This is a genomic window from Prosthecobacter sp., assembly GCF_044227185.1.
In the GTDB taxonomy this organism is placed as follows: domain Bacteria; phylum Verrucomicrobiota; class Verrucomicrobiia; order Verrucomicrobiales; family Verrucomicrobiaceae; genus Prosthecobacter.
The window spans coordinates 166,715-189,146 of sequence record NZ_JBGAFO010000013.1 but is presented as its reverse complement, the minus strand read 5'-3'; the positions used below and the strand labels follow the sequence as shown (position 1 = coordinate 189,146).

Annotated in this window: 13 protein-coding genes; 6 read left to right on the top strand and 7 right to left on the bottom strand. The window is 64.7% G+C overall.

The genetic code is table 11. The features are described 5' to 3' along the window. Window positions 1-30 precede the first annotated feature (30 nt). Complete coding sequence (locus ACILSQ_RS26275) at window positions 31-3,330, bottom strand: hypothetical protein (RefSeq protein ID WP_395746662.1); 3,300 nt, start codon at window positions 3,328-3,330, stop codon at window positions 31-33. 278 nt (window positions 3,331-3,608) lie between these two features. Between ACILSQ_RS26275 and ACILSQ_RS26270 the strand changes: the two genes are divergently transcribed. Further along, a complete protein-coding gene (locus ACILSQ_RS26270; protein WP_395746661.1) occupies window positions 3,609-5,489 on the top strand; it encodes a hypothetical protein in 1,881 nt (626 codons plus the stop codon). Between the two features lie 220 nt (window positions 5,490-5,709). Here ACILSQ_RS26270 and ACILSQ_RS26265 read toward each other — a convergent pair whose 3' ends face one another. Next, a complete protein-coding gene (locus ACILSQ_RS26265; RefSeq protein ID WP_395746660.1) occupies window positions 5,710-6,717 on the bottom strand; it encodes a hypothetical protein in 1,008 nt (335 codons plus the stop codon). A gap of 455 nt (window positions 6,718-7,172) precedes the next feature. Between ACILSQ_RS26265 and ACILSQ_RS26260 the strand changes: the two genes are divergently transcribed. The 3 genes from ACILSQ_RS26260 to ACILSQ_RS26250 all read left to right on the top strand — a co-directional run bounded on the left by ACILSQ_RS26260 (window position 7,173) and on the right by ACILSQ_RS26250 (window position 10,616). Then, window positions 7,173-8,558, top strand: coding sequence for a hypothetical protein (locus tag ACILSQ_RS26260; RefSeq protein ID WP_395746659.1), 1,386 nt, complete (start codon window positions 7,173-7,175; stop codon window positions 8,556-8,558). A 226-nt stretch (window positions 8,559-8,784) separates the two neighbouring features. Continuing rightward, window positions 8,785-9,654, top strand: coding sequence for a hypothetical protein (locus ACILSQ_RS26255; protein WP_395746658.1), 870 nt, complete (start codon window positions 8,785-8,787; stop codon window positions 9,652-9,654). Between the two features lie 569 nt (window positions 9,655-10,223). Then, complete coding sequence (locus ACILSQ_RS26250) at window positions 10,224-10,616, top strand: hypothetical protein (protein WP_395746657.1); 393 nt, start codon at window positions 10,224-10,226, stop codon at window positions 10,614-10,616. Between the two features lie 218 nt (window positions 10,617-10,834). Here the strand turns inward: ACILSQ_RS26250 and ACILSQ_RS26245 are convergent, their stop codons facing one another. Beyond that, window positions 10,835-11,314 carry a hypothetical protein gene (locus ACILSQ_RS26245; protein WP_395746656.1) on the bottom strand — a complete coding sequence of 160 codons (480 nt, stop codon included), beginning with the start codon at window positions 11,312-11,314 and terminating at the stop codon, window positions 10,835-10,837. Between the two features lie 143 nt (window positions 11,315-11,457). Continuing rightward, window positions 11,458-11,964 carry a hypothetical protein gene (locus tag ACILSQ_RS26240; protein ID WP_395746655.1) on the bottom strand — a complete coding sequence of 169 codons (507 nt, stop codon included), beginning with the start codon at window positions 11,962-11,964 and terminating at the stop codon, window positions 11,458-11,460. A gap of 73 nt (window positions 11,965-12,037) precedes the next feature. Between ACILSQ_RS26240 and ACILSQ_RS26235 the strand changes: the two genes are divergently transcribed. Next, window positions 12,038-12,163 (top strand): hypothetical protein, encoded by a 126-nt coding sequence (locus ACILSQ_RS26235; RefSeq protein ID WP_395746654.1) that lies wholly within the window; start codon window positions 12,038-12,040, stop codon window positions 12,161-12,163. 272 nt (window positions 12,164-12,435) lie between these two features. Here the strand turns inward: ACILSQ_RS26235 and ACILSQ_RS26230 are convergent, their stop codons facing one another. The 3 genes from ACILSQ_RS26230 to ACILSQ_RS26220 form a co-directional block, all read right to left on the bottom strand. Further along, window positions 12,436-13,341, bottom strand: coding sequence for a hypothetical protein (locus tag ACILSQ_RS26230; RefSeq protein WP_395746653.1), 906 nt, complete (start codon window positions 13,339-13,341; stop codon window positions 12,436-12,438). A 674-nt stretch (window positions 13,342-14,015) separates the two neighbouring features. Next, window positions 14,016-14,204, bottom strand: a complete 189-nt coding sequence (locus ACILSQ_RS26225; RefSeq protein ID WP_395746652.1) for a hypothetical protein — start codon at window positions 14,202-14,204, stop codon at window positions 14,016-14,018. 49 nt (window positions 14,205-14,253) lie between these two features. Then, window positions 14,254-16,305 carry a serine/threonine-protein kinase gene (locus ACILSQ_RS26220; RefSeq protein WP_395746651.1) on the bottom strand — a complete coding sequence of 684 codons (2,052 nt, stop codon included), beginning with the start codon at window positions 16,303-16,305 and terminating at the stop codon, window positions 14,254-14,256. 463 nt (window positions 16,306-16,768) lie between these two features. On the opposite strand from ACILSQ_RS26220, the gene ACILSQ_RS26215 reads away from it, so the two are divergent. Further along, window positions 16,769-21,454 (top strand): hypothetical protein, encoded by a 4,686-nt coding sequence (locus ACILSQ_RS26215; RefSeq protein WP_395746650.1) that lies wholly within the window; start codon window positions 16,769-16,771, stop codon window positions 21,452-21,454. The last annotated feature ends 978 nt before the right edge of the window (window positions 21,455-22,432 follow it).

Here is a 22,432-nt window from a genome sequence, read left to right as displayed (position 1 = left end):
CCGAGGCGCACGCCGGACAGCAAAAAGCAGCTACTTGCCAGGGTCCGTGGGCACACGGCCCCAGTTGTTCTGCTTTGCCCCATAGTCGGAGAGCTGCGCCGCCCAGGCGCTCGTCTTCTGCGGGACGGGTGAAGGGGGTGGAGGGCGCTTCTCGGGACGCGCAGGTGCGACGGGCGGCTGCCCTTCTCTGACGTCTCGCATTCTATCTCGCTTGGAGAGCAGTTCAAGGTAGCTGGCACGTAGCTGCACATCGCCAGAGTGGCCTCGAAGCCACTCTTCGACGTCAGCTATCGCGCGTTCCCACTGTTTTTGATTCAAGGTTTGTTTGGACAGGAACGCGAGATAGACTCTACGCACGTTCACATCGGCAGGATGGTCTTTGATCCACTTCTCGGTATCGTCAATCACACGATTCAGATGGTCCTTGTCCACTCCCCATTTGGAGATCAGTGCAAGGTAGCCAGTGCGTACAGATGAATTGTCCACGTGATCACTGATCCACTGCTCGGTGTCGGCAATCACACGGTCCAAATGCTCCTTGTCCACTCCATGCTTCGAGATAAGCGCAAGATAGCCCACGCGAACTTCTGAGTCATCCTGACGGCCCCTGAGCCACTGCTCGGTCTCAGTCATCACACGGTCCAAATGCTCCTTGTCCACTCCGTGCTTGGAGATCAGTGCAAGATAACCAGTTCGAACATTCGTGTCATCCGGATTTCCTCGGAGCCAAATTTCTATTTGTTCTGCTCGCTTCAACATTTCCCGCGGTGAAACGGAGACAAGAAGCCATCCAATTAAAAATGAATCTGGACTCCATGACAAATGCCCATCAAAAGCATCCAAGATTCGCCTGGTGAAGACCGGTTTAACCTGATCTGGCAACCGCGAGAAGAATCGTACAGCCCGACTCGGAGCAACCGCAAAGTCGGCGCAGGCAATGGCTGCCGTCAGGTCCAGTTCGGCTGGATAAGACTGCTCGGCCGGGGCATCTCCCGACAAATAGCAAAGCACCAGAGCGGCGATCCACGCCTCGCTTGAAGATTGCGCTCGGACTGTTAGGATCGTTTTAAACCTCAGCGCAATCTGACGCTGGCTATTTGTCTGAAGTGCCGAGACGAACTCGCCCAGATAACGTGTTTCGAACTTGGATTGATGCTCCTCCCGGCACCATTCATCGACCAATTGAGCCGCAAAACCTCTGTCGGTTTCGTTCCCAGATGCGAGGAGTCGCGCCGCCAGTGTTCCCAATTGCCAGATGGACTGCGGCACTGAAACAGATGCCTCGACAATCATCGAGCCTACATCGATCCAGTCGAACGGCCGGAGTTCCCAGGCGCGCTGGGCGATGCGCTGGTGGGCAGCGTAGATCAATGTACCCTGGTAGGCCCAGTTGGCCTGCTCGTGCTCATTGAATCTGAACATCAGCCAGCCATCCCGTGACTTAAGCCTGGCGAGCTCGGCTTTGACATTTGTTGCGGGCCTGCCGTTTGAACCAGAACTGAGCACGGTACGCAGCAGCGGCTCCGGGCAGCCAGCGTAGGCGCGGTGAAAGAAGGCCACGATCAAGAAGGCCCTGAGCGGCCACGCCGCTGTCTCCCAGTCATCCGGCATCGGATTGCCGTCGTTCAGGGTTTGCCACAGGCGGCGCATGATCTCATCAAACGGAAGATTGGCGGCCGCCTCCATAGTGATGACCAGAAACTCGTCGGAGCTCAAGAGCGCGCTGGAGTCACGGCCCCAGAGCCGTTTCATCTCGGCGCGTTCGCTTTCCGTGGGTGCGCCGATGCCATGGTGCCGGACGACCCCAAAGGTGATGCTGTTCCTGTGCATATCGAACAGCATCTGCGGAGAGGGGGCCAGCACGGCGATCCTCAGAGTAGGCCGGTTCAGTTTTCTGAGCACCTCCACCCACGGGGAACCGCCATAAAGTGGATCATCCAGCAGCAGGATGACGGGTCTGCCCATGGCGGCGAGTCTTTCGAGGTGCGTGAAATACTCATCCGGCGTGGCCGAGGGCTCGTGGGCATCGACGCCCGGGTCGGCAACCACGATGCGCCCCTCCTCCACCAGCAGGGCGGCCACACGGCGCACCAGGGTGGTCTTTCCAGAACCGGGCGCACCGGTGACGAAGAGCAGGTGAAGACGGCGCTCGGAGCCGCGCTCCAGCGGCTCGATGAGCTCTGACACCACCTTGGCACGCATGTCCTGGGTGATGCTGCGCTCGACGAATTTCACCGTTTCATCCGCACCATGGACGACGTCCGCCCAGTCGGGCTGGCGGGCCACAAACTGGCGGGGCTCCTTTTCACGCTGTTCGCCCAAGAAGGTGCGGTCCACCACATCGAAGGGAATCGCAGCGCCCGTCGAGAAGGCACAGGCAGCCAGTGCATTGGCAACGTCCACGCGTTCGCAGTGCCGGGGCTGATGCTGCGGGAGAGCCGCCGGCGCCTCATTGCACGGATCAAACGTGATGAGATTGTCATGCACCAGGCGGCGCAGCCGGGAAAGCGCCACTTCCTGCATGGAGGGATCCACCTGCGAAAAGCTCAGCAGCAGTTCCAGGCCCTTCTGCTCAGGCTGCAGCAGCGGGCTGGCGGGATAACCTGTGATGACTCCTGCAGGCAGAAAGAGGCCCTCGCAGCGTTCCCACAGGGCCTCAAAAAGGAGCTCGTGCCCAAAGGCATCCGCCGCAGCCTGCCAGAGCGCGCGGTCTGACTTCACCCCGGCGGGGGCGGCCAGAGCCTCGGTGAAGTGCTTCCGGCACTCCTTCTTTGAGAGACTGGCGGAATCCTTGAAGAGCCCGTGGGCGGCGAATCTGGGATCGGTGCTGACGAGGCGGAAATGCACCAGGCTGCGCTTGTCGGCGGCAACAAACAGCCACTTTGCGGCAAAGGATTCCAGCACATCCACGAGTTTGGCCGGCTGGCCGATGCTGTCCACGCGCTTGCACTGGGTGAAGACGACGCGGCCGTTTTCACAGGCTTCGTCCAGGTCCTCCCCCCAGTCATAACGCAGGCGGAGGGGGAAGTCCGGCAGATCAAGGATGGGCCGGCGCACCAGCATGGACGCCAAGCGTGCGACGGCGTAGCCTGCCTGGTAGTTGAAGCCCGCCAGGCTCACCCGCCCCTGCCGCGTGGCGGCAAGCTCGGACAGCCGCTGCTCTGAAATCAAGAAAGGGTCCATGAAGTCAGCCTGGAAGAACGGGAGCTGTTCGCGTGCGGATGTGCCATGATGCCGGGTGTGCCATGCGGTATTTTGCCGATGAAAGCATGGGGAATTCCCGTGGCAAGGAAATTGGGTTTCTGTTTGCAGAGGCCAAGGCCGCCGCATGCAGCACTTAGCCCGCCGCCACGTGGAAGCATGAGAACCCGGCGCCGCCGTCTCCGCCGGCCAAAACACAGGGAGATCACGAGAGCGAGGGATTCAACTCAACCGCATGGTATTTCCTGCAATCTATAGGAACCACTGATCATGCAGAGTATTTTGATCTAAATGCTTTAATTGATCATTGACGTTTTCGGATGGCCAATATCTGATTATGTCACCTACGTCTGTTTCTTGTCTCATCGTCGTCTCAGCCGTCTCAACCCTTCACCTGGAGCACCGCCATGCCTCCCATCCTTGATGTCGCCATCGGAACGTTTTTTGTGTTCATGCTCTTCAGCATTGTGGTCACGGCGCTCAATGAGCTGGTGCTCACCTTCTTTGACAAGCGCGCCGACTTCCTGCGCCTGGGCCTGGGCGAGCTGCTGAGCGATCCGCAGAAGGACGTGGTGAACGGCTACCTTTCCAAGGCGCTGAAGTACGGCAGCTCCCAGTGGCAGTGGTTTGTGGCCTGGGTGGCCGGTACCTGGGCGGGGCTGAGCTACTTTCACGTCAAGGAGACCTATGTCACCTACGGGCCCATCATCGTGGCGGCAGCCCTCATCATGTACGCGCTGTTCATGAAATTTGCGCCTGAGTGGCTGCGCCGGAAGGGCATGGTGTGCTCCTCGTGGCACGGGGTGCAATGGCTGGGAAAAAGAGCCTTCGTCCGTGCGCGGCTTGCCTGGCTGAAGGGGCAATACGAGAAAGCCGTTGAAACAGCCCACGCGGCCGCGGAGGCGAGCGATCACGCACGAACCGCCGCAGACAACCCGCCTGCGGATAAGAATGAAATGGAAATCAAGAACCTGCAGCAGGCCGCCAAGGACGCAGAAAAAGCGGCCATGAGCGCCGCAGCCAGCGCGGACGAGATCTGGACAGAGATGGAAAAGGGGCGGGCGGTGCTGGATGCGATGAAGTCGGGCCCGCCTCAAACGGACGGCTCCACCATCACCGTGGAAGACGTCTTCCAGCACCCGCTCATTTTCTCGCTTTCAAAGGGGGACTCCGACCCCTCCTACATCCGCTCCAGCGCCTTTGCGAAGGCAGTGCTGGACCTGCTGTCGCCGGCCGTTGACACCCGTCGCGGTGCAGATTCAGCTCCGCGCACAGGTCCGCCCACCCGCGCAGAACTGGAGGAGGCCATCCAGAACCTGGGCAATGAAAAACTCAAAAAGAGCCTCGCCGCGCTGCTGCGCACCGCGGAGGGCGACGTGGAGAAGTTCAAGACCTCCATGGAAGACTGGTTCAACCACAGCATGGAGCGCGTGACGGGATGGTACAAACGCCACGCGCAGACCTGGCTGCTCAGCCTGGGCTTCATCCTGGCGATGCTCTGCAATGTGGATGCGCTGCGCATCATCGACTCCCTTTCCAAAAACCCGAACCTGGCCAAGGCGGTGGCCGCGCAGGCGGAGAGCTACTCAAAGACGAAAAAGGCGCCGCCCACCGCGGAGGAACAGGCGCACGCGCGGGAGCTGAAGGAGCAAAAAATCGCCGAGGCCACCGCCAGCCTGAACGCCGTGAAAGACGCCATGTCTCCCGAGAAGCTGGAGGCAGATCTGCGCGCGGCCGCTGATGACGCCGCAAAGCAAAAACGGCAGGACGCCTTCAATGAAGCAAGCGATCCGCAAAAGCTCAAGGACGCCCAGCAGGAGCTGGACAACGCCATCAACTGGGACGGCACGCTGGCGGATTTCAAGGCGGACCTCAAGGCCCTCAGAGACACCGGCATCCCGATGGGCTGGGAGAAGAAGCGGCTGGACGAGTTTGGCTTTTTCACCTCGCGCACGGCGGAAAAAAACTGGCGCAATCTGCAGTGGGACCTCAGCAAGTGGAGCTGGAGCGTGCTCTTTCCCGCGCTTTGCGGCTGGGGGATCATGGCGCTGGCGGCCTCCCTGGGCGCGCCCTTCTGGTTTGACCTGCTGCAGCGTGTGATGAACCTGCGCGCCAATGGCCGCGCGCCGGATGAGAAGGCGCTGGGCACGAAGAAAGACGCCGACACCGCCACCCCCGAAAAGCCCAACCCCAAGGAACAGCCGCGCGGTGATGCACAGCCCGGGGCGCAGGCAGGACTTCAGGGAAACGCCGCGTCACGCCCACAAGCTGCGACCGTGCATGCATGACAGATCACGCTGAATTCACGCCGCTTCAAAGATCAATCGTCCCTGCCGATTTCCGGCACAGACCTGCTGAAGATGCTTGATGAGCGGAGTGATGCGCTCACCACCTGCTGGAACCTCTGCATGGCCGTGGCCCTGGGGCTACTGGGACTGTTCGCCTCAGGCAGGGACTTTACCACCAGCCGCCGGGTGGCAGGGCTTTCGGCTGCGCCGTGCTCACGGCTCACGGCTGCCCGCCGCCGCCCTTCACCGGTGCAATGATCAGCACCAGCCCGCAGCCCAGAGTGAGCCAGGCGCCGATGCTCAGCACCTGGAAGAGGTCCTTCCCGATCTTCGAGGCGAAATACATGAGCATGAAAAAGGGCACCACGCCCGCCAGCACGTTCAGCCCCTTGCTGGGCTTCACAAAATGCATGATGGCGCTGAGCACCGCCAGGATGAGCACCACCCACGCCGCCTGCCCCTGCCCGCCGAAATTTCCCAGCGTGCTGCCGGACACACCAAAGGCGCCCATCACCGTCATCCACGGCATGAAAAAGGCGGCGCCCATGCCCACGGAGGCCAGAAAGGACGGCAGATTTTGCGCGATGGGCAGGGAGGTGGCGGGCGGTGTGTTTTCAGACATAGGAGTGCTGGGCTGGAGGTTGCGGTTGCGGTTGTGGGTTTGGTTGTGGTCGGGATTGCGGTCGCGCTCGTCAGAGGCGCCAGTGCTGCGAGCAGCCGGGGTGGTCGCAAACGCGGCCTCGCGCTCCTGAAAAACTGCCTCCGGCTCCGTCATGGCAGCCGGCATCCAGACTGGCGCGGAAGAGGAGGACGACGGCGAAGACGGCGCGGCATACCGCCGCTCCTGCCCGCCCTGCGCCAGCGCCGGAGAGCCGGCGCCCGCCCCCGCCTGGGCGTCAGACCACTTTTTAGCCGCTGCGTGGCCGCGCCGCACCAGCGCGCCCGTGGCCTCCCACAGCAGCGTGATGACCTCCATCGTCAAAGTGAGCACATCATCCACAATGCGCTCCACCAGCCGCAGGTTCTTCTCAGTCCTCGCGGACACCCGCGCGCCGCGCATGGAGACCACCCAGGCCACCAGCTTGCCAGGGGCTGCTCCGACCTCCGCCGTGCGCAGGCCCGCGGCCACCGGCATCTCCGCCCTCTCCCCACGGCCCGCATCACGCGCCGCGCCCGCCTCCGGCACGGCCGGCGCTGGCACAGAGGCTTCCTGAAAGGTGTCATCCATAGGCGTCCGATCACCTAATGTCCGTCTTGAGCAAAGACAAGCAGCGTTTTTACAAAGCAGATGCGCCATGTGCAGCCATCAGCGCCCGAAACCCCGCGGAGGCAGAGCCCACCCCGGCTCATCCAGTGCTTTCCATCGATGAGATACGAAGCATACAAGCCGCTGCCGAATGCCGAATGGAACGACGAATGACGCGCCCAGCGGATGAGCGAAGCGAGCCGAACGCAGTGACACAGACGACTGAAAGCGGCCCCCAAGGGCAAGCGAAGCCAATCAACCACTGACCACTGACCACTGACCACTGACCCACTGACCACTGACCACTGCCCCACTGCCCACTGACTCACTGACTCACTGCCCCACTGACCCACTGACCCCCGCGCCTCTCTTGGCATTCAGCCCCCCTTCCCTGCTTCCCCTTTCCTTTCCCCCCGCGCCTGCCACAGTGCCGCACCATGTTCACTCTCCCGCGAACGCTGTGGCCGGGAACGGTCATGCTCGTGCCATGCCTGCTGCTGCTACAGTGGCTCGCCGCAGCCGGCGCGCCCCTCCGCGCGGCAGAGCCCGCGCCCGCGCCCACCCCCTACTACGTGGGCCGCCTGCACGACACCCGCCTGCCCGCCCTCATCACCGTGGAGACCGGCGGCACAAAGCTGGACCTCATCTTTGACTCCGGCGCAAACCTCATGCTGCTGGACGCCACGCGCCTGAAGCTGCAGCCCGGCCGCAGAACCACCGAGAACCTCGTCAACGCCCACGGCACCACCACCGTGGTGGCGGTGGGCCGCATCGAAAAGCTCACCCTCGGCAGCCGCGAGTTCACCAGCCTGCGCACCACCTCCGGAGACGTCTCCCTTTTCAATGACTTCGTGGGCCTGCGCTGCGCCGGCGTCTTTCCAGCATCGCTCGCCGGCGCCTGCTGCTTTGACTTCGACCACGGCGAGCTGCGCCTCTTTGCAGACGGATTTCCAGACACCGCCGCGTATGCCGCGGCGTACCCCCTCACCCTGGCAAACCGCCTCCCGCTGCTGCTTTTTGAAGCCGGGCCCGTGCACATGCGCCTGCTCATCGACACCGGCTCCAACGAATGCCTCACGCTCTCCCGCAAAACAGCCGCCGCCCTGCTGGAGCATCAGGTGGTGGAGATGGACACCACCCAGGGCAAGGCCATCGGCCTCGGCGAGCTGCGCGCAGACGTGCGCCGCGGCTGGTTTCTCAAAGGCAGCCTCATGGGCCGGGAGCTCCGCGGCACCGCCTTCAGCATCACGGATGGAGACGAGGCCATGGGCATGTCATGGCTCATGGCGTTTAATTTCGTGCTCGACTTCAAGCACCACCGCCTGCTCACACAGCCGCGCGCGCACCCCGCCCCGCCCGTGCCCACCGAGCTCATGACCGGCGCCATCTTCCGCCACACCCCGGAGGGCCTCTGCGTGGAGCGGCTGAAGCCCGGCGGCGGCCCCGCCGAAGCCGCCGGCCTCCGCCCCGGAGACCGCCTCACCACCCTCGGCGGCACCTCCCTCGCCGGCATCGACGGCTACACCCTCACCGCCCTCGTGTGCCAGCACGCCGGCACCGCCGTCCCCTTCACCGTGTACAAACAAAAAGCCGAAGCCGCAAACCCCACGGAGACCACAACCGCAAACGCAAACGCCAACACAAACGCCAACACAAACGCCAACACAAACGCCAACACAAACGCCAACGCCAACGCCACCCCCGCAACCTCCGCCACCCCAGGCACCACGAGCACCCCCACCGCACCCAGCCCCACCCAGGGCACCCTGCACCTCGGCCCCATCATCTCCGAATGGAACTTCGCCGGCCGCCCCACAAAGTAGTCATCTCGCTCCGCCGAGATGACCCCAGCGCCCCCGCCACGCCACAGCCCTTTCCGCAGCCCACCACCGAATGTGGAATGACGAATGCCCCCACTGACACACTCAGTCGTTAACGCACCGATGCCCCCCTCCGCGATGCCCGCCTCCTGCGGCGCCCGGCCTGACGCCAACCGTCAGGAGCTTTGTGCGTGACTTCACCCTGCACCTGCTTTTAAAAAAAGGAGCCATGGACTCCCTTCCCCCACGCCACCTCTGCATCGTCGGCGCCCTCTGGATCGCCGTCGGCTGCGGATTCTTGGTGGAGACGATCGCGGAGCTCATCCACGGCCACTTCAAAATCCAGCTCGGATTTCTCGCCATCCCCATCGGCCATGGCATCCTCGTCGGGCGGAGTTCCTCGCGAAAGTGGGCCCTCTTTTTCGCGGGTGTGGGACTCGCGCTCACCGTGGGCGGCTCGGCCTGGCTGGCCTATGAGCACCGGAGGGATGGCACGCCCCTGGAGGCTCCAGACAGCACGGCTGCGATCCTCAGCGTGGCGCTGGCCACGGCCGGGTTCCTGTATGTGCTCTGGGTGCTCACACGCAGCAGCCACCTGCCATGGTTTGCGCAGTCCACCGCCGCGGAAGAGCGCCCTTCGGTAAAATCGCTCGCCTGGGCCGTGGCCGTGGTCGCAGTCTCCCTGGCCTCCGCCGTGCACCTGGAGACACGGCAGGTGGAGGAAATCCACGCCAGGCTCCGCCCCGTTTCAGTCCGGGTCCGGCCCTGCGATGCCGCCACCGGGAAGGGCCTCAATAACATTTCCTACCAGATCAAAACACCCACCGGCACCGATGACTCCGACCTCTGGAGCGCCCCCCGTGTGAACACCCGCTTCGGCAGCGACTCCGACGGCAGGTTTATAGACATCTTCGGCGCCGCGGCCCAATCCTTTGAGGTGACCCTGGGCTCCGACGGCTTTGCCGAGAAAGTGATCACCATCAGCAGCGAGTCCCCTTCTGACCGCCGTATCCCCCTGCAGCCACTGAAGCCGGCCCAGGCGAAGAGCGAGGACGCGGGTGAAAAGACGCAGGGGCCGGGGCTGAAAAGGGATCTATGATAGCCGGTAGTCAGTAGCCAGTGGTCAGTAGCCGGTAGTCAGTAATCAACAGGCAGTAATACCACGAACGCATTGAAAACGCGTGCGTGTTTCAATTGCGGCAGGGCAGAGGCCTGTCAGCATGCAGGCGCAGAGCGCCCCTTTCCGGCCGTAGGTCGGTCGTGTTTGGCGTCGAGAACCCTCTCAAATTCCTCCGCCTCTCTCCGCCAAACCGCCCGACTTCGAGGACATTCGCACGCCCCGGCGCTAACAGCCCGCTGACAGACGGGCCTGCTGCCGCCACGACCGTCCCGGGACACGCTGCCTCAGGCTCGTTCTCAACGGCCGTTGGTCATCACCACCTCACGCGGCCTGAAGGGCCGCCGGACTCAGCCCAGGGCGCCGTCGCGCAGCGACAAGCCCTGGGTTTCGCCACCACCCCGCCCCCTTGTCCAGGGCGCGCCCTGAAGGGGCGCGGGAACACGCCCTTACCTCCCATCGCCCGCCGGGGCACCACCCGCTGCAATGTTCACCTTGCTCTGCATGCTGCTGTCACTGAGCGTGCGAAACCTTCCGGCGCCCCCAGCCACATGTCCCAGCGCACGTACATTTGCCTTCCCTGCCGCAGCACCCGGCGTGCGGAGGCTGCGGGTGGCCTCAAGACACCGCTCCGCTGCGCCTCCTGCGCCGGCCCGCTCTGGGAGCTGAGCCCCGAAACCTGCGTACCCAGGAAGTCGGACTCGAAGGCATGGAAAAAACTCGCCGCCGCCGTCTCACGCTGTGCCCCTGCACGGCAGTCCCTCCTCCGACGGCGCGGACTGGCCCTCCTGCGCAAGATCGACCAGGAGACCCAGGCCTTTTCAGCGCGTGATCCTTCCGCCCAGCGGGAGGCCATCCTGAAAGACCTCAAGCACGAGCGCGAGATGCTGCTGCAAAAGTATGCCGCTGGCGGCGTCCATCTGGAGCCAGCGGGAGAAGTGTAGAAACCTGCACGCCAAGTCTGATCCCCTCCCCATCACCCATACCTCAAACGCTCGCCAAAATCACCGCTGACCGCCGCGCAGCGCAACTCAAGTCACTCAGAGTCCCGAGTCCAATGCATGGAAGGGCCATGGGCGCAGCCCATGCCGGAAGCATCCATGATCGTCCGTCAACGATTTGCCTCTTTCCTACCACTCCACCACTCCCGCCCCGCCCCCGCTCACTCAATCGCCTTCACACAGCGCAGGCAGATCCTTCCGGCCGGGTGAAACTCCTGCGGCAGGGACTGCAGCGCCGCCTTGCGGCCGTCGTAGTAGGTCTGGCGCGCGCCTTCGTAGGCCTGCCATCCGCCCTTGTCCTTTTTGGCCCTGAACATCACCAGCACACCCAATCCCGCCATCACCAGGCCCATCGGCACCAGCGGGATCGCCCCGCTGATCCCAAACAGGATGCAGAACACCCCCAGCCCCAGTGTGACCTTGGACTGGCCCGAGGTGGGCAGGTGATAGGTCCTGACCCCGTTCGTCTTCACGCAGATGATGTGGTTCGGCACCTCGCCAGCCCACCACTGGTCCCACTGGTGCACCTGCTGCCGCGTCTCCCAGCTTTCTGAAAACTCCTCAAACGCCCGCAGCTCCTCCGCGCTGAGGCAGCCCGACATCCGCACCTTCTCCACGATCTGGCTTTGCGATGGATTCATAGTCTAAAATTCAACGATCTAAAATTCAGTTTCTCTTCTCTTCTTCCCTGCTCCCACTCTTCAAACGAGCTCCCAGTCAGCCGCTGCCTCAGCCTCAGCGCAGAATCGCGCATCAGCCCCAGCATCGCCACGACCACCCGAAGTCACTCCGTGTATTTCAGGCACTTCAGGCACATGCGCGCGCCCGGCCGGTGCTCCGCCCTCAGCGCGCCCAGCTCGCCCCTCCGGCCCGCCTCGTACGTCTCCAGCGCCGGCTTAAACTTCCGCCTCAGCACCATGCTCCGGCCCGCCTGAAACAGCAGCAGACCCGCCAGTCCCAGCATGCCCCACGCCAGCCCCGCACCCCACGGATGATCGAAGATGCCCTCGCGCATCTGCGAAAAGAGAAACACGCCATACGCGCCGCACAAAATCCCAAACGCGCCAAACACCAGCGCATCGCTCAGCGTGGGCACATGCCGCTTCCCCAGCTTTGCCGCACGGCACACGTGGTTTTTCAGCTCCCCCTCCCACCACCGGTCCCATTGGTCGATCCGCATCAGCGCCTCCCACTCATGCACCATCATCACCTGCTTCTCCATCTCCTGCGCACTCAGACACCCCGAAGCCCGGATCTTCTCCACAACACCCTTCAAATCTGGCGAATTCATGCCCCCAAGATGACACCGCCTCCTCCGCCCTGACCAGCAAAATCTCACCTCCGCCATCCACATCCAGCTCTCCGTGGACGCCACCCACCTCCCCAGTGCAGGACTGCGCCGTGCCGCCATCCAGGCCCTCGCCACCCAGGCCGCCGCGCGGGAAGAATGGTTCGCCACCCACGAGGCCTGGTTCTTCGAAAGACCGTGACCACCCCGGCACCGCCCCCACCCGGCGCCGCCTCCCACGAAATCCCGCACGCCCACCGCGCCGTATTCGCATACCCTCCACTGGATTTCCTAATACTCCGTCACACCAGCCGCCCATGGAGCATCGTGCATGTCCAGGCACCGCCGGGCTCCATTCACACCGCAGCCCTTCCTCCACACTCCCCCGTCTCATTGTCTGATCGTCTCCGTCTCTGACCGTCCCACGATTCCCCAGGGAGTGTAGCGCTATGCCGCATCCCATCCCGCCCCACCTCACCGGATCTCCATCGTGGTCTGTGTGTCGAGATTGATCACGCGCCTGGCCAGCGTCTGGGGGATGGTGAATTCAGCGGGCGGCACATTGTCGGCGGGCGTGGCATGGGCGGGATCCACGAGGATCTCAAAGACGGGCCGCGCCGCACCGCCCTCCAGCAGCGTGAGCGTCTGCCGCGTGTGGAGAGGGTAGATGAAGGCAGGCGCCTGATTCAGCGGCCAGGGCCGGCTCCACTGCGTGACCTCCACCAGCGTCTCCTTTTTCTCCGGGAGCACTTCGGTCAAAACCCGCACGGGCAGGCGGGCTGCGGCGTCCAGCGTGATGTGCACTCTGCTCCAATGCGGCGAAGTGCGCTGGAGCTGCACCCGTGTGCCGCCCGCCACACGTGCAAGGTCCGGCGCTGCCTGGAAGAGGCTGCCCGCGGTGCAGATGCCCGGCAGGCAAAACAGCTCCTTGCTGCCGAGAAAAAAGGCATGCCAGATGGAGCAGAACCACGGATGAAAGGCGAAGAGTGACTGCACAAAAGGACGCAGCCTGGGGCCCGCGGCGTCCTTTCCCATCACGATCAGGTTCGCATCGCGGTGGTAAAGCTGGAAGACCTCGCCATCGAAGGCCAGCCATTCCACCAGCAGGTCCGGATCGCATGCAGGCTGGCTGGCGGAATGCCTGTAGCGTTTGATGTAGAACGCGCCGTCGCAGTGGCAGAACGCATAATCGGTCGTGGTAGGTGCTGGCAGGTCGCTCTGATGGTAGCGCACCGTGTACCGCAGCGAGGCATTGGGCAGATGCGCCAGCCCGTCCAGCAGCGGCCGCAGATCCGCCTCCTGCGCGGAGAGCCGCGCAAAGCCGAGACCGAGACAAGCGCAGGCCAGCAGCAGGCGGAAAAGGGGTGCGGGGCGGTTCATGGCATTGCCTCTGTGCGGTATCTGGGCCGCCGTGCACGCTCGAACCGCACAGAGGACTGTGCGGACCACTATGTGCGCCAGCCTTTGGCTTGCGAAGCCTGTGCAGTTCTGCAAGGCCATGAAATAATTTAAAATGCTCTAAGCAAGCGCCATTCCATGTAAATGGGGTCAGGGTGCAAATACTTACCAAATCGCCACTGCAATGCTCCAGCCAACTTAGCTTCCCGATTCCAACGAATGAATGTTCCCTGGACAATGTTCGCTGCCGAAAACATCCAGGATATTACTGCCAATTCTTTGCATCCTGACTCCGTTTTCCCAATTAAAAAGGGGTCTGCATCTCTCATGCGCTATGCGGCCTGAAGGGCCGCCGGACTCAGCCCAGGGCGCCGGAGCGCAGCGACAAGCCCTGGGGTTCGCCACCGCCAGTTCCCCGTGGGTGCAGGGCGCGCCCTGAAGGGGGCGCGGGAGCACGCTCTTTGCTGCCAGCAGGTGCCTCTGCCCCAGAAAGTGGCCCGCTCCGTCCTCTGAGCGGAACGCAGGCCGCAAAGCCAACGCATGCATCCCCTGACACTCAAAGTCCGAACCTCTTTGTTCCCGGCTTGCCCGCCACACGCTCGCCCGTTCCGCACAGGGGACTGTGCGGGCCACTTCAGGATGGGACCACTTCATCTTCAATAGAAGGTCTTGGCTCCGTTTCTGAGCTTCTTGATGAAGACATCCACCTCCTGGAGGACTCGGTTGTACTCGTTCCTGCTCACGCTGTCGAAGCTGAAATCGCCCTCGGGGTCGTCATATTCTTTCCACACGAACGTGATGCGGTCCCCCTCACAAAAAGCGAAGCGTTCATAGGGATCATACATTTCGTCAGTGATCGCATAGGTCTCCCATTCCTCCCTGAGGAACGCGGCTTCAGGTGGCGGACTGGCGGCCGGCCATGAGGCCGCGGAGCCACTGCCAGAGCAGCGGCGCGAAGAGGAGGGCGGTAAGAGCGGTGGGGAAGTCCATGCGCTCGGCGGCAAAATCGAACGGGCCTGCAAGACAAGGCAGCAGCACGGCCCAGGGGCTGACACTGAAGGTGGAGCGCAGGATGAACCACATCATGACGAGGGATGCAGCACTGGGGATGTTTGAGATGTCGAGAAACGAACCCCGCACAACGGACACTCCAACCGACGTGCAGAAGATCGATGTGAGAAGCATGCCAAAGCCAAGAAACAAGGGATACGGAACGCGACCAAGCTGAGAATGCCGACGGCAGTAGAGCACGGCAAAACTGGAAGAGAGAAGCAAGCTGGCGAAGAGAGAGGAAAGATTCAGCCAGTTTCCCGCTGGATGGCCAAAGACCCAACGATGCTCCCAAATCCTGCCAATGTCTGCCACCATAAGGCAGACCATGCTGAACACAGCGATCAACAGGCCCGCACAGTGCATGTTGCGGCCCTGGTTTGGCGGCAGCTCTCGCCGGTGCGCATTGCTCCCCAGGACAAGGTACATGAGGCAGGCGGCTGCATTCGATGGCAGGATGATCCAGAGGTGGTATTTTTCATTAAGATACAACATCCCGCCTTCACCGATGAGCTGCGCCACGATAGTGATAGCCGTGAGGTGAGCGTAGGACAGCCTCCGCCTTCTGACTGCGACAAGAAGCGCCGCCGTCATGGCACCGAAGATGATCATCCCCACGGCAAAAGCGACATCATCCGGAACTGTGGACGTGAGCAGCACCGCACCGAGGGCCAGGCAGATGATGGGGATGAGCCACCAGGCGATGAGCCAGGGGTTCACCGAACTACTCCGAGCCAGGGTCAGGCTCGGGGCCGCTGGAGCAGAAGAGTCGGAGGAGGGCGGCAGGCTGCTCTGGCTGCCGGGTGTGTCTGACTGAAGTGCAGCGCCTGGCTGCGGTGGAAGGTGCGACAAAGGCGGAGCGCTGGAGGAGCCCGCCGCGTTTTGCTCCGAGGCTGGCCGTGTCTCCGGCAGCGGAATACTCTGCGGCTGCGGTGTCTTTTCCGGCTGCGGAGATGCTGATGGAGCACTTCCTGACTGTGCAGCCGCCTGAGCATCAGGCTCGGTGAGGATGCGGTCTGCCGCCGTTTTGGAGAGCGCGGCGGCGGCCCACTGCTGCCAGGGCGCTGGTATTTCCTGGCCGATGCTGGCATTCAGCCCCTCGCGGGCGTTCTGCCGGCGGCGGGCCATCAGGGGCTCGGGCTCCTTGCCGCAGATTTGAATCTCCAGCTTGCCGCGGAAGAAGGGCGGCGTGCCGGTGAGGAGCTCGTACACCGTGGCGCCGAGGCCATACACATCGTCCGCCGCGGAGGGGGGCTCGCCCTCGAGCTGCTGCGGGCTCATGTACGGCAGCGTGCCGCTGCTCACCTGGCCCGTGACACGGGTGAGCGCGTCCTTGGCGGAGCGGGAGATGCCGAAGTCCAGCAGCTTCGCGTGGCCGGTGGCGGTCTCGATGATGATGTTTCCGGGCTTGAGGTCCAGGTGGTAGCGCTGCCGCTCCTCATGCGCGTGGCGCAGGCCGGAGATGACATCGCGTATCCATTTTTCAATTTCGTGCGGCTCGAAGAACCCGGCGTCTTTTTCCGCCAGCAGATCGGAGAGCGTGCGGCCGTCCACATACTCCATCACCACGGCGGCATGGCGCGCGCCGTCGGGCTCCTCCACAAAGTCAAACACACGCACGATGCGCGAGTGCGCCAGCTCGGTGCCCAGCCGGGCCTCATTGCGCAGGCGCTTGCGCGCGGTGGCGTCTGTGAGCAGCGTGGGCAGCACAAACTTCAGCGCGCGGGGCTGCTCCAGCACGGTGTCCTGCGCCAGCCACACCTGGCCCATGCCGCCCTGGCCCAGGTGGCGCTGCAGCACAAAGCGGCCGCCAAAGACCGCCTGCCCCGCGCGCAGCGCATCCTGCGCGCGCTGCACGTTCTCCTGGGAGAGCTGGGAAAAAGGGTCGGGTGTCATGTGATGTTATGTTATCTCATGTCATGTCATGCGTAGGGGCGGACGGACGGCGCAGCGTGTGCAGGGGCGTGAGTGCGTGAACAAAGAAGGCGGCGGATATTTAGGGCGTGGTGCAAAAGAGGCCACAGAAATGTTTTTCCGGATGGTTTTGAAAAGTCCCGGCCGGCGCGCTGAATGTGAATGAGGAGCCCCCTGCCTTTCCCTTCCCCGCAAGCAGGGGCGTATGAATGGCGCCAGGGCGTCCGAAGAACCGATGAGTTCCGGGCAGCAGTCGAGACCGAAGCATCCAGGATCTCTGTGAATGACTTGCACTCTGCCGCTGCCCCTGCCTCTGTCCTCCCGCTCTCTCCACCCTTTTTTTCCGATGGCGCGGCGGGTGGGTGGATGGCATAGGAAAAGCCTGGCCGATGACGGGGGCTGCGGCCCCGAGTCCCGCCCCCCGGTTTTTTTACTTCCTCCTTTTATGAATGTGCGTTTTTTGTTCTGTGCGGCTGCGGTGTTTTGGCTGGCAGGCTGTGGAAAGTCCGGCAGTGATGCGGCACCGCCGCCTGCGGCGGAGGCGGCTCCCGCTCCGGCTTCCGCTCCGGCTTCTTCCTCACCCACGCCCGCTCCGGCTGCGGACTCCGCCGCGGCTGCCGCTCCCAGCACGCCGGCTGCCACTCCATCCCCGGCGGCGGCTCCCGCCCCGCAGCAGCAGCAGCCCCGGGCGCAGGCGCTGGTGCTCACGCCTGAGCTGGAGAGCGCGGCGGTGCTGGTCAGGGTCTCCACCTCCGGCGTGCCGCAGCGGGAGCACACGGGCGTGGTGCTGCGGCACCAGACCGTGGGCGCGGCGCTGGCGCCGGAGAGCACACGGCGCTTTGCCGCAGTGCTGCTGCCAGGATTTGATGAGGCGGATCTTCAGGACAAAGACTGCTCCATCCAAGTGCTGCGCCAGAAGTATGACGCCAACGGCTCGCCGTTCGTGGCGCTGCAGCGCGGCACGCTGGTGCACTTTGATGCGCTCACCCATGCCGCGGTGCTGCAGTTCTCGGAAGATTTCCCCTACAGCCTGGAGCCGGGCGTGACCCTGGCCCCGGCTGCTGAAACGAGCGCCACCCCTGCCGGAAACACCAACCCCGCCGCAGAACCAAAGAGTCTGGGAACCACAACCCCCGCAGCAGGCACAAACCCTGCGGCAGAGGCGGACAACGCGGGGCTGCTCGTGGTCTCCTACGCTCAGCAGCAGCCCATGGCGGCGCTGCCTCAGACGCGGAATGGCGTGACACCCCTGCCCGGCCGCACGGCCGTGGCGGCGCGCCAGGCACGGCTGCAGGACGGACGGCTGAAGGTCGCGGAACCATCGTCATCGTCATCGTCATCGTCATCGTCATCGTCATCGTCATCGTCATCGTCATCGCCACAGTCACCGTCACCAGGAGCAGAAGCAGCACCGGACGCGCCACCGCAGGCCGGAACCGCGGAGGCACCGCCGCGCGGGGCGGTGGCCGCTTCTCTCCCAGATTCAGCCCCCATCCTTCTCAGCGACGGGCGGCTGGCGGGCTTTGCCGCGCGCGGCCCCCTGGCGGGAATGTGGCGCTTCCAGGCGTTTGCGCTGCCCCCCGTCGCGGAGGTGCGGAACCTCCACTACATCCCAAACAGCGTGCAATTCTCCCTGACCATGCCCGGCGCCGCCGGCGGCGTGGCGTTCAACGTCGCCGTGCATGGAGAGCTGGACCTGCCGCCGCAGGAGGCGCTGGAGTACCAGGTGGCCGTGCAGAGCGTGCCCACGGCGGAGCTCCGCCGCACGCGCCAGGCGCAGGCAAATCACCTGCCCATTCCCCAGGATGATCTCATCCCCTGCCAGCCCGCGCAGACGGGCGCGCTGCTCTTCACCCTGAATCTCCCGCGGCAGGGGGAGGCCGCCATTTTCCGCCTGGTGCAGGTGCGGCTGGCACGGCCCGGCGGGGAGGTGGTGTTTCACGCGGCGCCGTTTCTCGTGGTGCTCACACCGCACCCCGGCGGCCCGGTGGGGCTGAGCGCGAAGGGAGTGGCCGGGGCGGATGCCGCCCCCCCTGCGGCCACCACCCCGCCGCACGGCCCACCCACCCCGCCGTTTCTCCGGCCGGGCTGGCCGGATGCCCCGGTGCCGCCGCCGCAGCCAGGCAGCGCCACCGGCCCCGCCACGCTCATGGCAGGATCTGGTATGACCGTGGGCATGGGCATGCCCGGTCCCAACGGCGCGCCGCCCCCCGGCGGCATGATGGGCCGGGGCGGCAGGGCCGCCGGCATGCCGCCCGGCCCCCCGGGCTACGCTTCCAGCCGTGCGGACGCCTTCCGGGCGGCCCTGGCACGGCGCGGCGGTGGCGCGCACACCCTCCATGCCCCCGGCCCGCCCGTGGCGGAATCCGGCAGCGTGGAGCTCAGCACGGAGAGCCCCATCATTTACGCCGCCCCCATGGGCGAAGGGCGCGAGCTCCTCGTGAAGCTGGCGGACGCCCCGCACTGGCGCCGCCTCTCCCTGGCCGGCGGAAAGTGGCTGCCCCTCCCCGCGGAGGACCTCCGCGCCTGCCACGTGGCGGGAAATCTGGACGCGCTCTTTGTGCTGAACCCCGCCCGGCGCGAAATCCGCCGCTACGATGCGCAGACCCTCGCGCTGGAAAAGACCGCCCGCCTGCCGGATGGCATGTCCTACCACGGCCTGGCAGCCGGCTGCCTCAGCGATGACGCCCCCCTCCTGGTGCTGGGGGACCACGGCCCGCTGGCCTGCGATGCCAGGGACCTCAGCGTGAGCCCCTACGCCGCGCTGCGGCCGCCGGAGGAGCTGAAGCACGCGGCTGATTTCTACTACCTCGCCGCGGGAGATGGCAGCGTGGTCTATGCGCGCCCGCTCAAAAAGCCCGAGTCCTCCACCATCCCGTGCTTCCGCTACCAGGATGTGCTCAGCGGATTTGTCACGGACAAGGTCAATGAGAGCGACCGCGTCCTGCCCACCGTGGGCGGCCAGTGCGTGTGGGAAAGGTTCAAGGGCCTGCGCTATCCCGGCGGGCCGGAGAGGCCCGCCTTTGACATGCCGCTCAGCTCCGTCAGCGGCCCGCTGGCCACCAGCCCGAACTTCTTTGTGCTCACCCGCGGCGCGCCCCTCTCCGCGGGCACGGGTCTGCCGCAGTGCACCTTTTACTCCTTCACCTCCCCCGAGCCCTGGGTCTCCGTGGCCCTGCCAGAGGCCGGCGATCTGCCACCGGCGGAGTGGGACACCTTCTCCCAGCGCGTGTGGCTGGATGCCGGGTCCCTCACGCTGGCGCTGTGGCATGGGGAGAAAAAAATCACCCTCCACACGCTGGACCGCGCCCGCCTGCCCGCGCCAAAGATCCCCGTGCTGCTGAACTACCCCGACTGCCACGTGCAGCGCGGCGGCACCTTCCGCTTCACGCCCCGCGTGCTGGGGCCCGGCGCGCAGGTGGCCACCGCGCACACACCGGAAGGCTGCACCACCGGGGCAGACGGCACCCTCACCTGGCAGGTGCCCCCGCTGGGCCTGCCCCCCGAGGTGGACTTTGACATGAAGCTCACCCTCCCCGGATCCGCCGCCACAGCAGCACCCACACCCACACCCACAACCCCAGGGGCACGGCCAGGGAGAGGGGGGCAGGCCCCCTCCCAGCCGCAGGCACCCGCGCAGCAGGAAGGCGTGTTCACCGTGGTGCTGCATCTCGCCGGCCCCCAGCCTCAGGCCGTGCTGGCCCTGCCGGTGCCGCAGAGGGATCAAAAGACTCCCGCGGACAAGCTGCGCGCCGGCGGGCAGGCCCGCAGCCCCACCTTTGCCGAGCAAAAAAGCATGGCGCAGGAGGATCTGGCGCAGGCCGTGCGCAGCCGCTCCACGCTGCCGCTGAATGCCCGCTTCCACATCAGCCCCCGGCCCATCGCCCGCGTGCAGCCCGGCCTCACGGACTACCTCGCCCTGCGCATGCAGGACCACTCCCTCGCGCTCTTTTCCGTGCGCGACTGGAAAGAGGCCGGCAGCCTCGGGGTGGAGGATGGCACGCAGGTCTTTCTCGCCGGAGACGTCGTCTTCCTCTACAACACCGTCACCCGCCTGCTCACGCGGCATTCCCTGCCAGACTTCACCATCACGCACCGCTTTCCCATGCCCGGCCAGGCCAGGCTCGCGGCCCTCGGCGTGGGAGACCAGCCCGCCGGGCCCCTCACCCTGCTGCTGGAGGAAGGCGGCGCGCCGCAGATCATCGCCGGGCAGGGCGCCGGACTCGGAAACAACGCCCTCATTCTGGACAAGCAGACCCTGCAGCCGGGGAAATGGGCGCCCTACACCCCCACGGAGGGCAGCCAGTGGATCACCGGCGTGGTGGGGGAGCTCCGCAGTTCCCCCTCCGGCCTGCCAAACCACCTGCTCGCCTCCTCAGACGGCCGGCTCGTCTCCTGCGGCAGCAAGGCCCTCATCGTCTCCGCCGCGCTCACCACCGAGTTTAACGTGGAACTCTATCCCCCCGCCGGCAAGGAGCCGCAGTTTGACCGCGTCTTCACCTGCGGCTCCACCGCCCGGTGGGAGAACCGTTCCACCAGCCAGTTTGGCGACAGCGGCAGCCGCTTCCCCAGCAGTTGCGGCACTTACTTCTCCGCCCTGCGCAGCGACTTCGGCACCCCCACCATCCGCCTCTATGCCACGGACGATGGCCGGCCCCTGCTCGATCTCGCCTGCGTGGAGCTCTTCACGCTCCGCGACGGGGTGAATGGAAACGACCCCGCCCTCCATCCCCGGGTGCAGCCCCTGGGAGACAAAAACCTCCTCACCCTCCTGAGCCGCGGCGGCAGAGTCCTCCAGGTGGCGCACCTTGATCTCCCCGCCATCTCCCGCGCCCTGCCCGCCGCGGGCGCCTTTGTCACCTCCCGCCCCTTCCCCATCGTCACCGCCGGCCGCCCGTTTGAATACCAGCTCACCCTCAGCGATCCCACCTTCCTCACCGGCTGCGAGCTGCAGGAAAAGATCCCCGGTGCTGCCGTCAGCAGCTCCGGCCGCTTCACCTACCGCGCCCCCTCCACCCTCACGCGGTCGCAGCAGATCAACGTCGTCATCCAGCTCCACCTCCGCAACGGCCTCACCGCCCAGCACAAATTCCCCCTTTACGTCCTCGCCCTCGGGGACAAGAAGAAATGAAGTGAAGTCACGTGAAGTGAGATGACGTGACGTGAAGTGAGATGACGTGACGTGAAGTGAGATGACGTGACGTGAAGTGAGATGACGTGAAGTGAGATGAGGCCGAGGGGCGGAGGGGAGTCATGGACTCAAAAAGCCTGCCAGGAAAAGGCGCACTCAGCCAGCCCATCCGCCCGTCATCGCAGCATCGCAGCATCGCAGCATCGCAGCATCGCAGCATCGCAGCATCGCAGCATCGCAGCATCGCAGCATCGCAGCATCGTAGCAGCGCAGCATCGCAGCTCGCAGCATCCCGGCAGCGCAGCATCCCGGCAGCGCAGCATCCCGGCAGCGCAGTTCGCAGCAGCGCAGCATCGTAGCAGCGCAGCCGCGCAGCATCCATCCCCCCGGATCCCTGCATGCCCCACGCAATCCCCCTGCCCCGGCGGATTGGACGCGAAATCACCCCAGACCTCCCCCATCCCCCACCCCAGACCTCCCCATCCCCACGCGCCAGTCTCCGCGCATCCTTTTCCACACAAAATACTGATCTAGAAATACTTGCGCTTCCAGATGCAAAATAATGCCTGGCATTTAGTCACTCTCCCGCCCCCCCTCTTCCCTTCCCAGCGCCTTCCCAGCGCCTTCCCAGCGCCTTCCCAGCGCCTTCCCAGCGCCTTCGCAGCGCCTTCGCAGCGCCTTCCCAGAAAAGCAGGGAGATCCACCATTCACCCGCAGCCCTCGGTGAAGGCCCTCCCCAGCCCCCAGACGCCCGCATTCTTCTCAGCGAGACGCCGCCCCCCCAGGGTCTCCGCCCTCCCCCAAACACGCGCCACCCTCCACGCATCTATTTTCCACGCATAATACTGATCTAGAAAGACTTACGCACCCATACGCAAAAATAATGCCTGGCATTTAGTCAATGCGTCGCTCCCACCGGCACCACCCCCGTGCGCGCTACCTTCTTTGGAACGGCGCCCCCGCCCTCCCCAGCAAGCC

What these genes read in the sequence shown, in the direction of transcription:
- ACILSQ_RS26275 (WP_395746662.1), bottom strand. Translation starts at nt 3,330, where the DNA reads ATGCGGCGGCCTTGGCCTCTGCAAACAGAAACCCAATTTCCTTGCCAC.
- ACILSQ_RS26270 (WP_395746661.1), top strand. Translation starts at nt 3,609, where the DNA reads ATGCCTCCCATCCTTGATGTCGCCATCGGAACGTTTTTTGTGTTCATG.
- ACILSQ_RS26265 (WP_395746660.1), bottom strand. Translation starts at nt 6,717, where the DNA reads ATGGATGACACCTTTCAGGAAGCCTCTGTGCCAGCGCCGGCCGTGCCG.
- ACILSQ_RS26260 (WP_395746659.1), top strand. Translation starts at nt 7,173, where the DNA reads ATGTTCACTCTCCCGCGAACGCTGTGGCCGGGAACGGTCATGCTCGTG.
- ACILSQ_RS26255 (WP_395746658.1), top strand. Translation starts at nt 8,785, where the DNA reads ATGGACTCCCTTCCCCCACGCCACCTCTGCATCGTCGGCGCCCTCTGG.
- ACILSQ_RS26250 (WP_395746657.1), top strand. Translation starts at nt 10,224, where the DNA reads ATGTCCCAGCGCACGTACATTTGCCTTCCCTGCCGCAGCACCCGGCGT.
- ACILSQ_RS26245 (WP_395746656.1), bottom strand. Translation starts at nt 11,314, where the DNA reads ATGAATCCATCGCAAAGCCAGATCGTGGAGAAGGTGCGGATGTCGGGC.
- ACILSQ_RS26240 (WP_395746655.1), bottom strand. Translation starts at nt 11,964, where the DNA reads ATGAATTCGCCAGATTTGAAGGGTGTTGTGGAGAAGATCCGGGCTTCG.
- ACILSQ_RS26230 (WP_395746653.1), bottom strand. Translation starts at nt 13,341, where the DNA reads ATGAACCGCCCCGCACCCCTTTTCCGCCTGCTGCTGGCCTGCGCTTGT.
- ACILSQ_RS26225 (WP_395746652.1), bottom strand. Translation starts at nt 14,204, where the DNA reads ATGTATGATCCCTATGAACGCTTCGCTTTTTGTGAGGGGGACCGCATC.
- ACILSQ_RS26220 (WP_395746651.1), bottom strand. Translation starts at nt 16,305, where the DNA reads ATGACACCCGACCCTTTTTCCCAGCTCTCCCAGGAGAACGTGCAGCGC.
- ACILSQ_RS26215 (WP_395746650.1), top strand. Translation starts at nt 16,769, where the DNA reads ATGAATGTGCGTTTTTTGTTCTGTGCGGCTGCGGTGTTTTGGCTGGCA.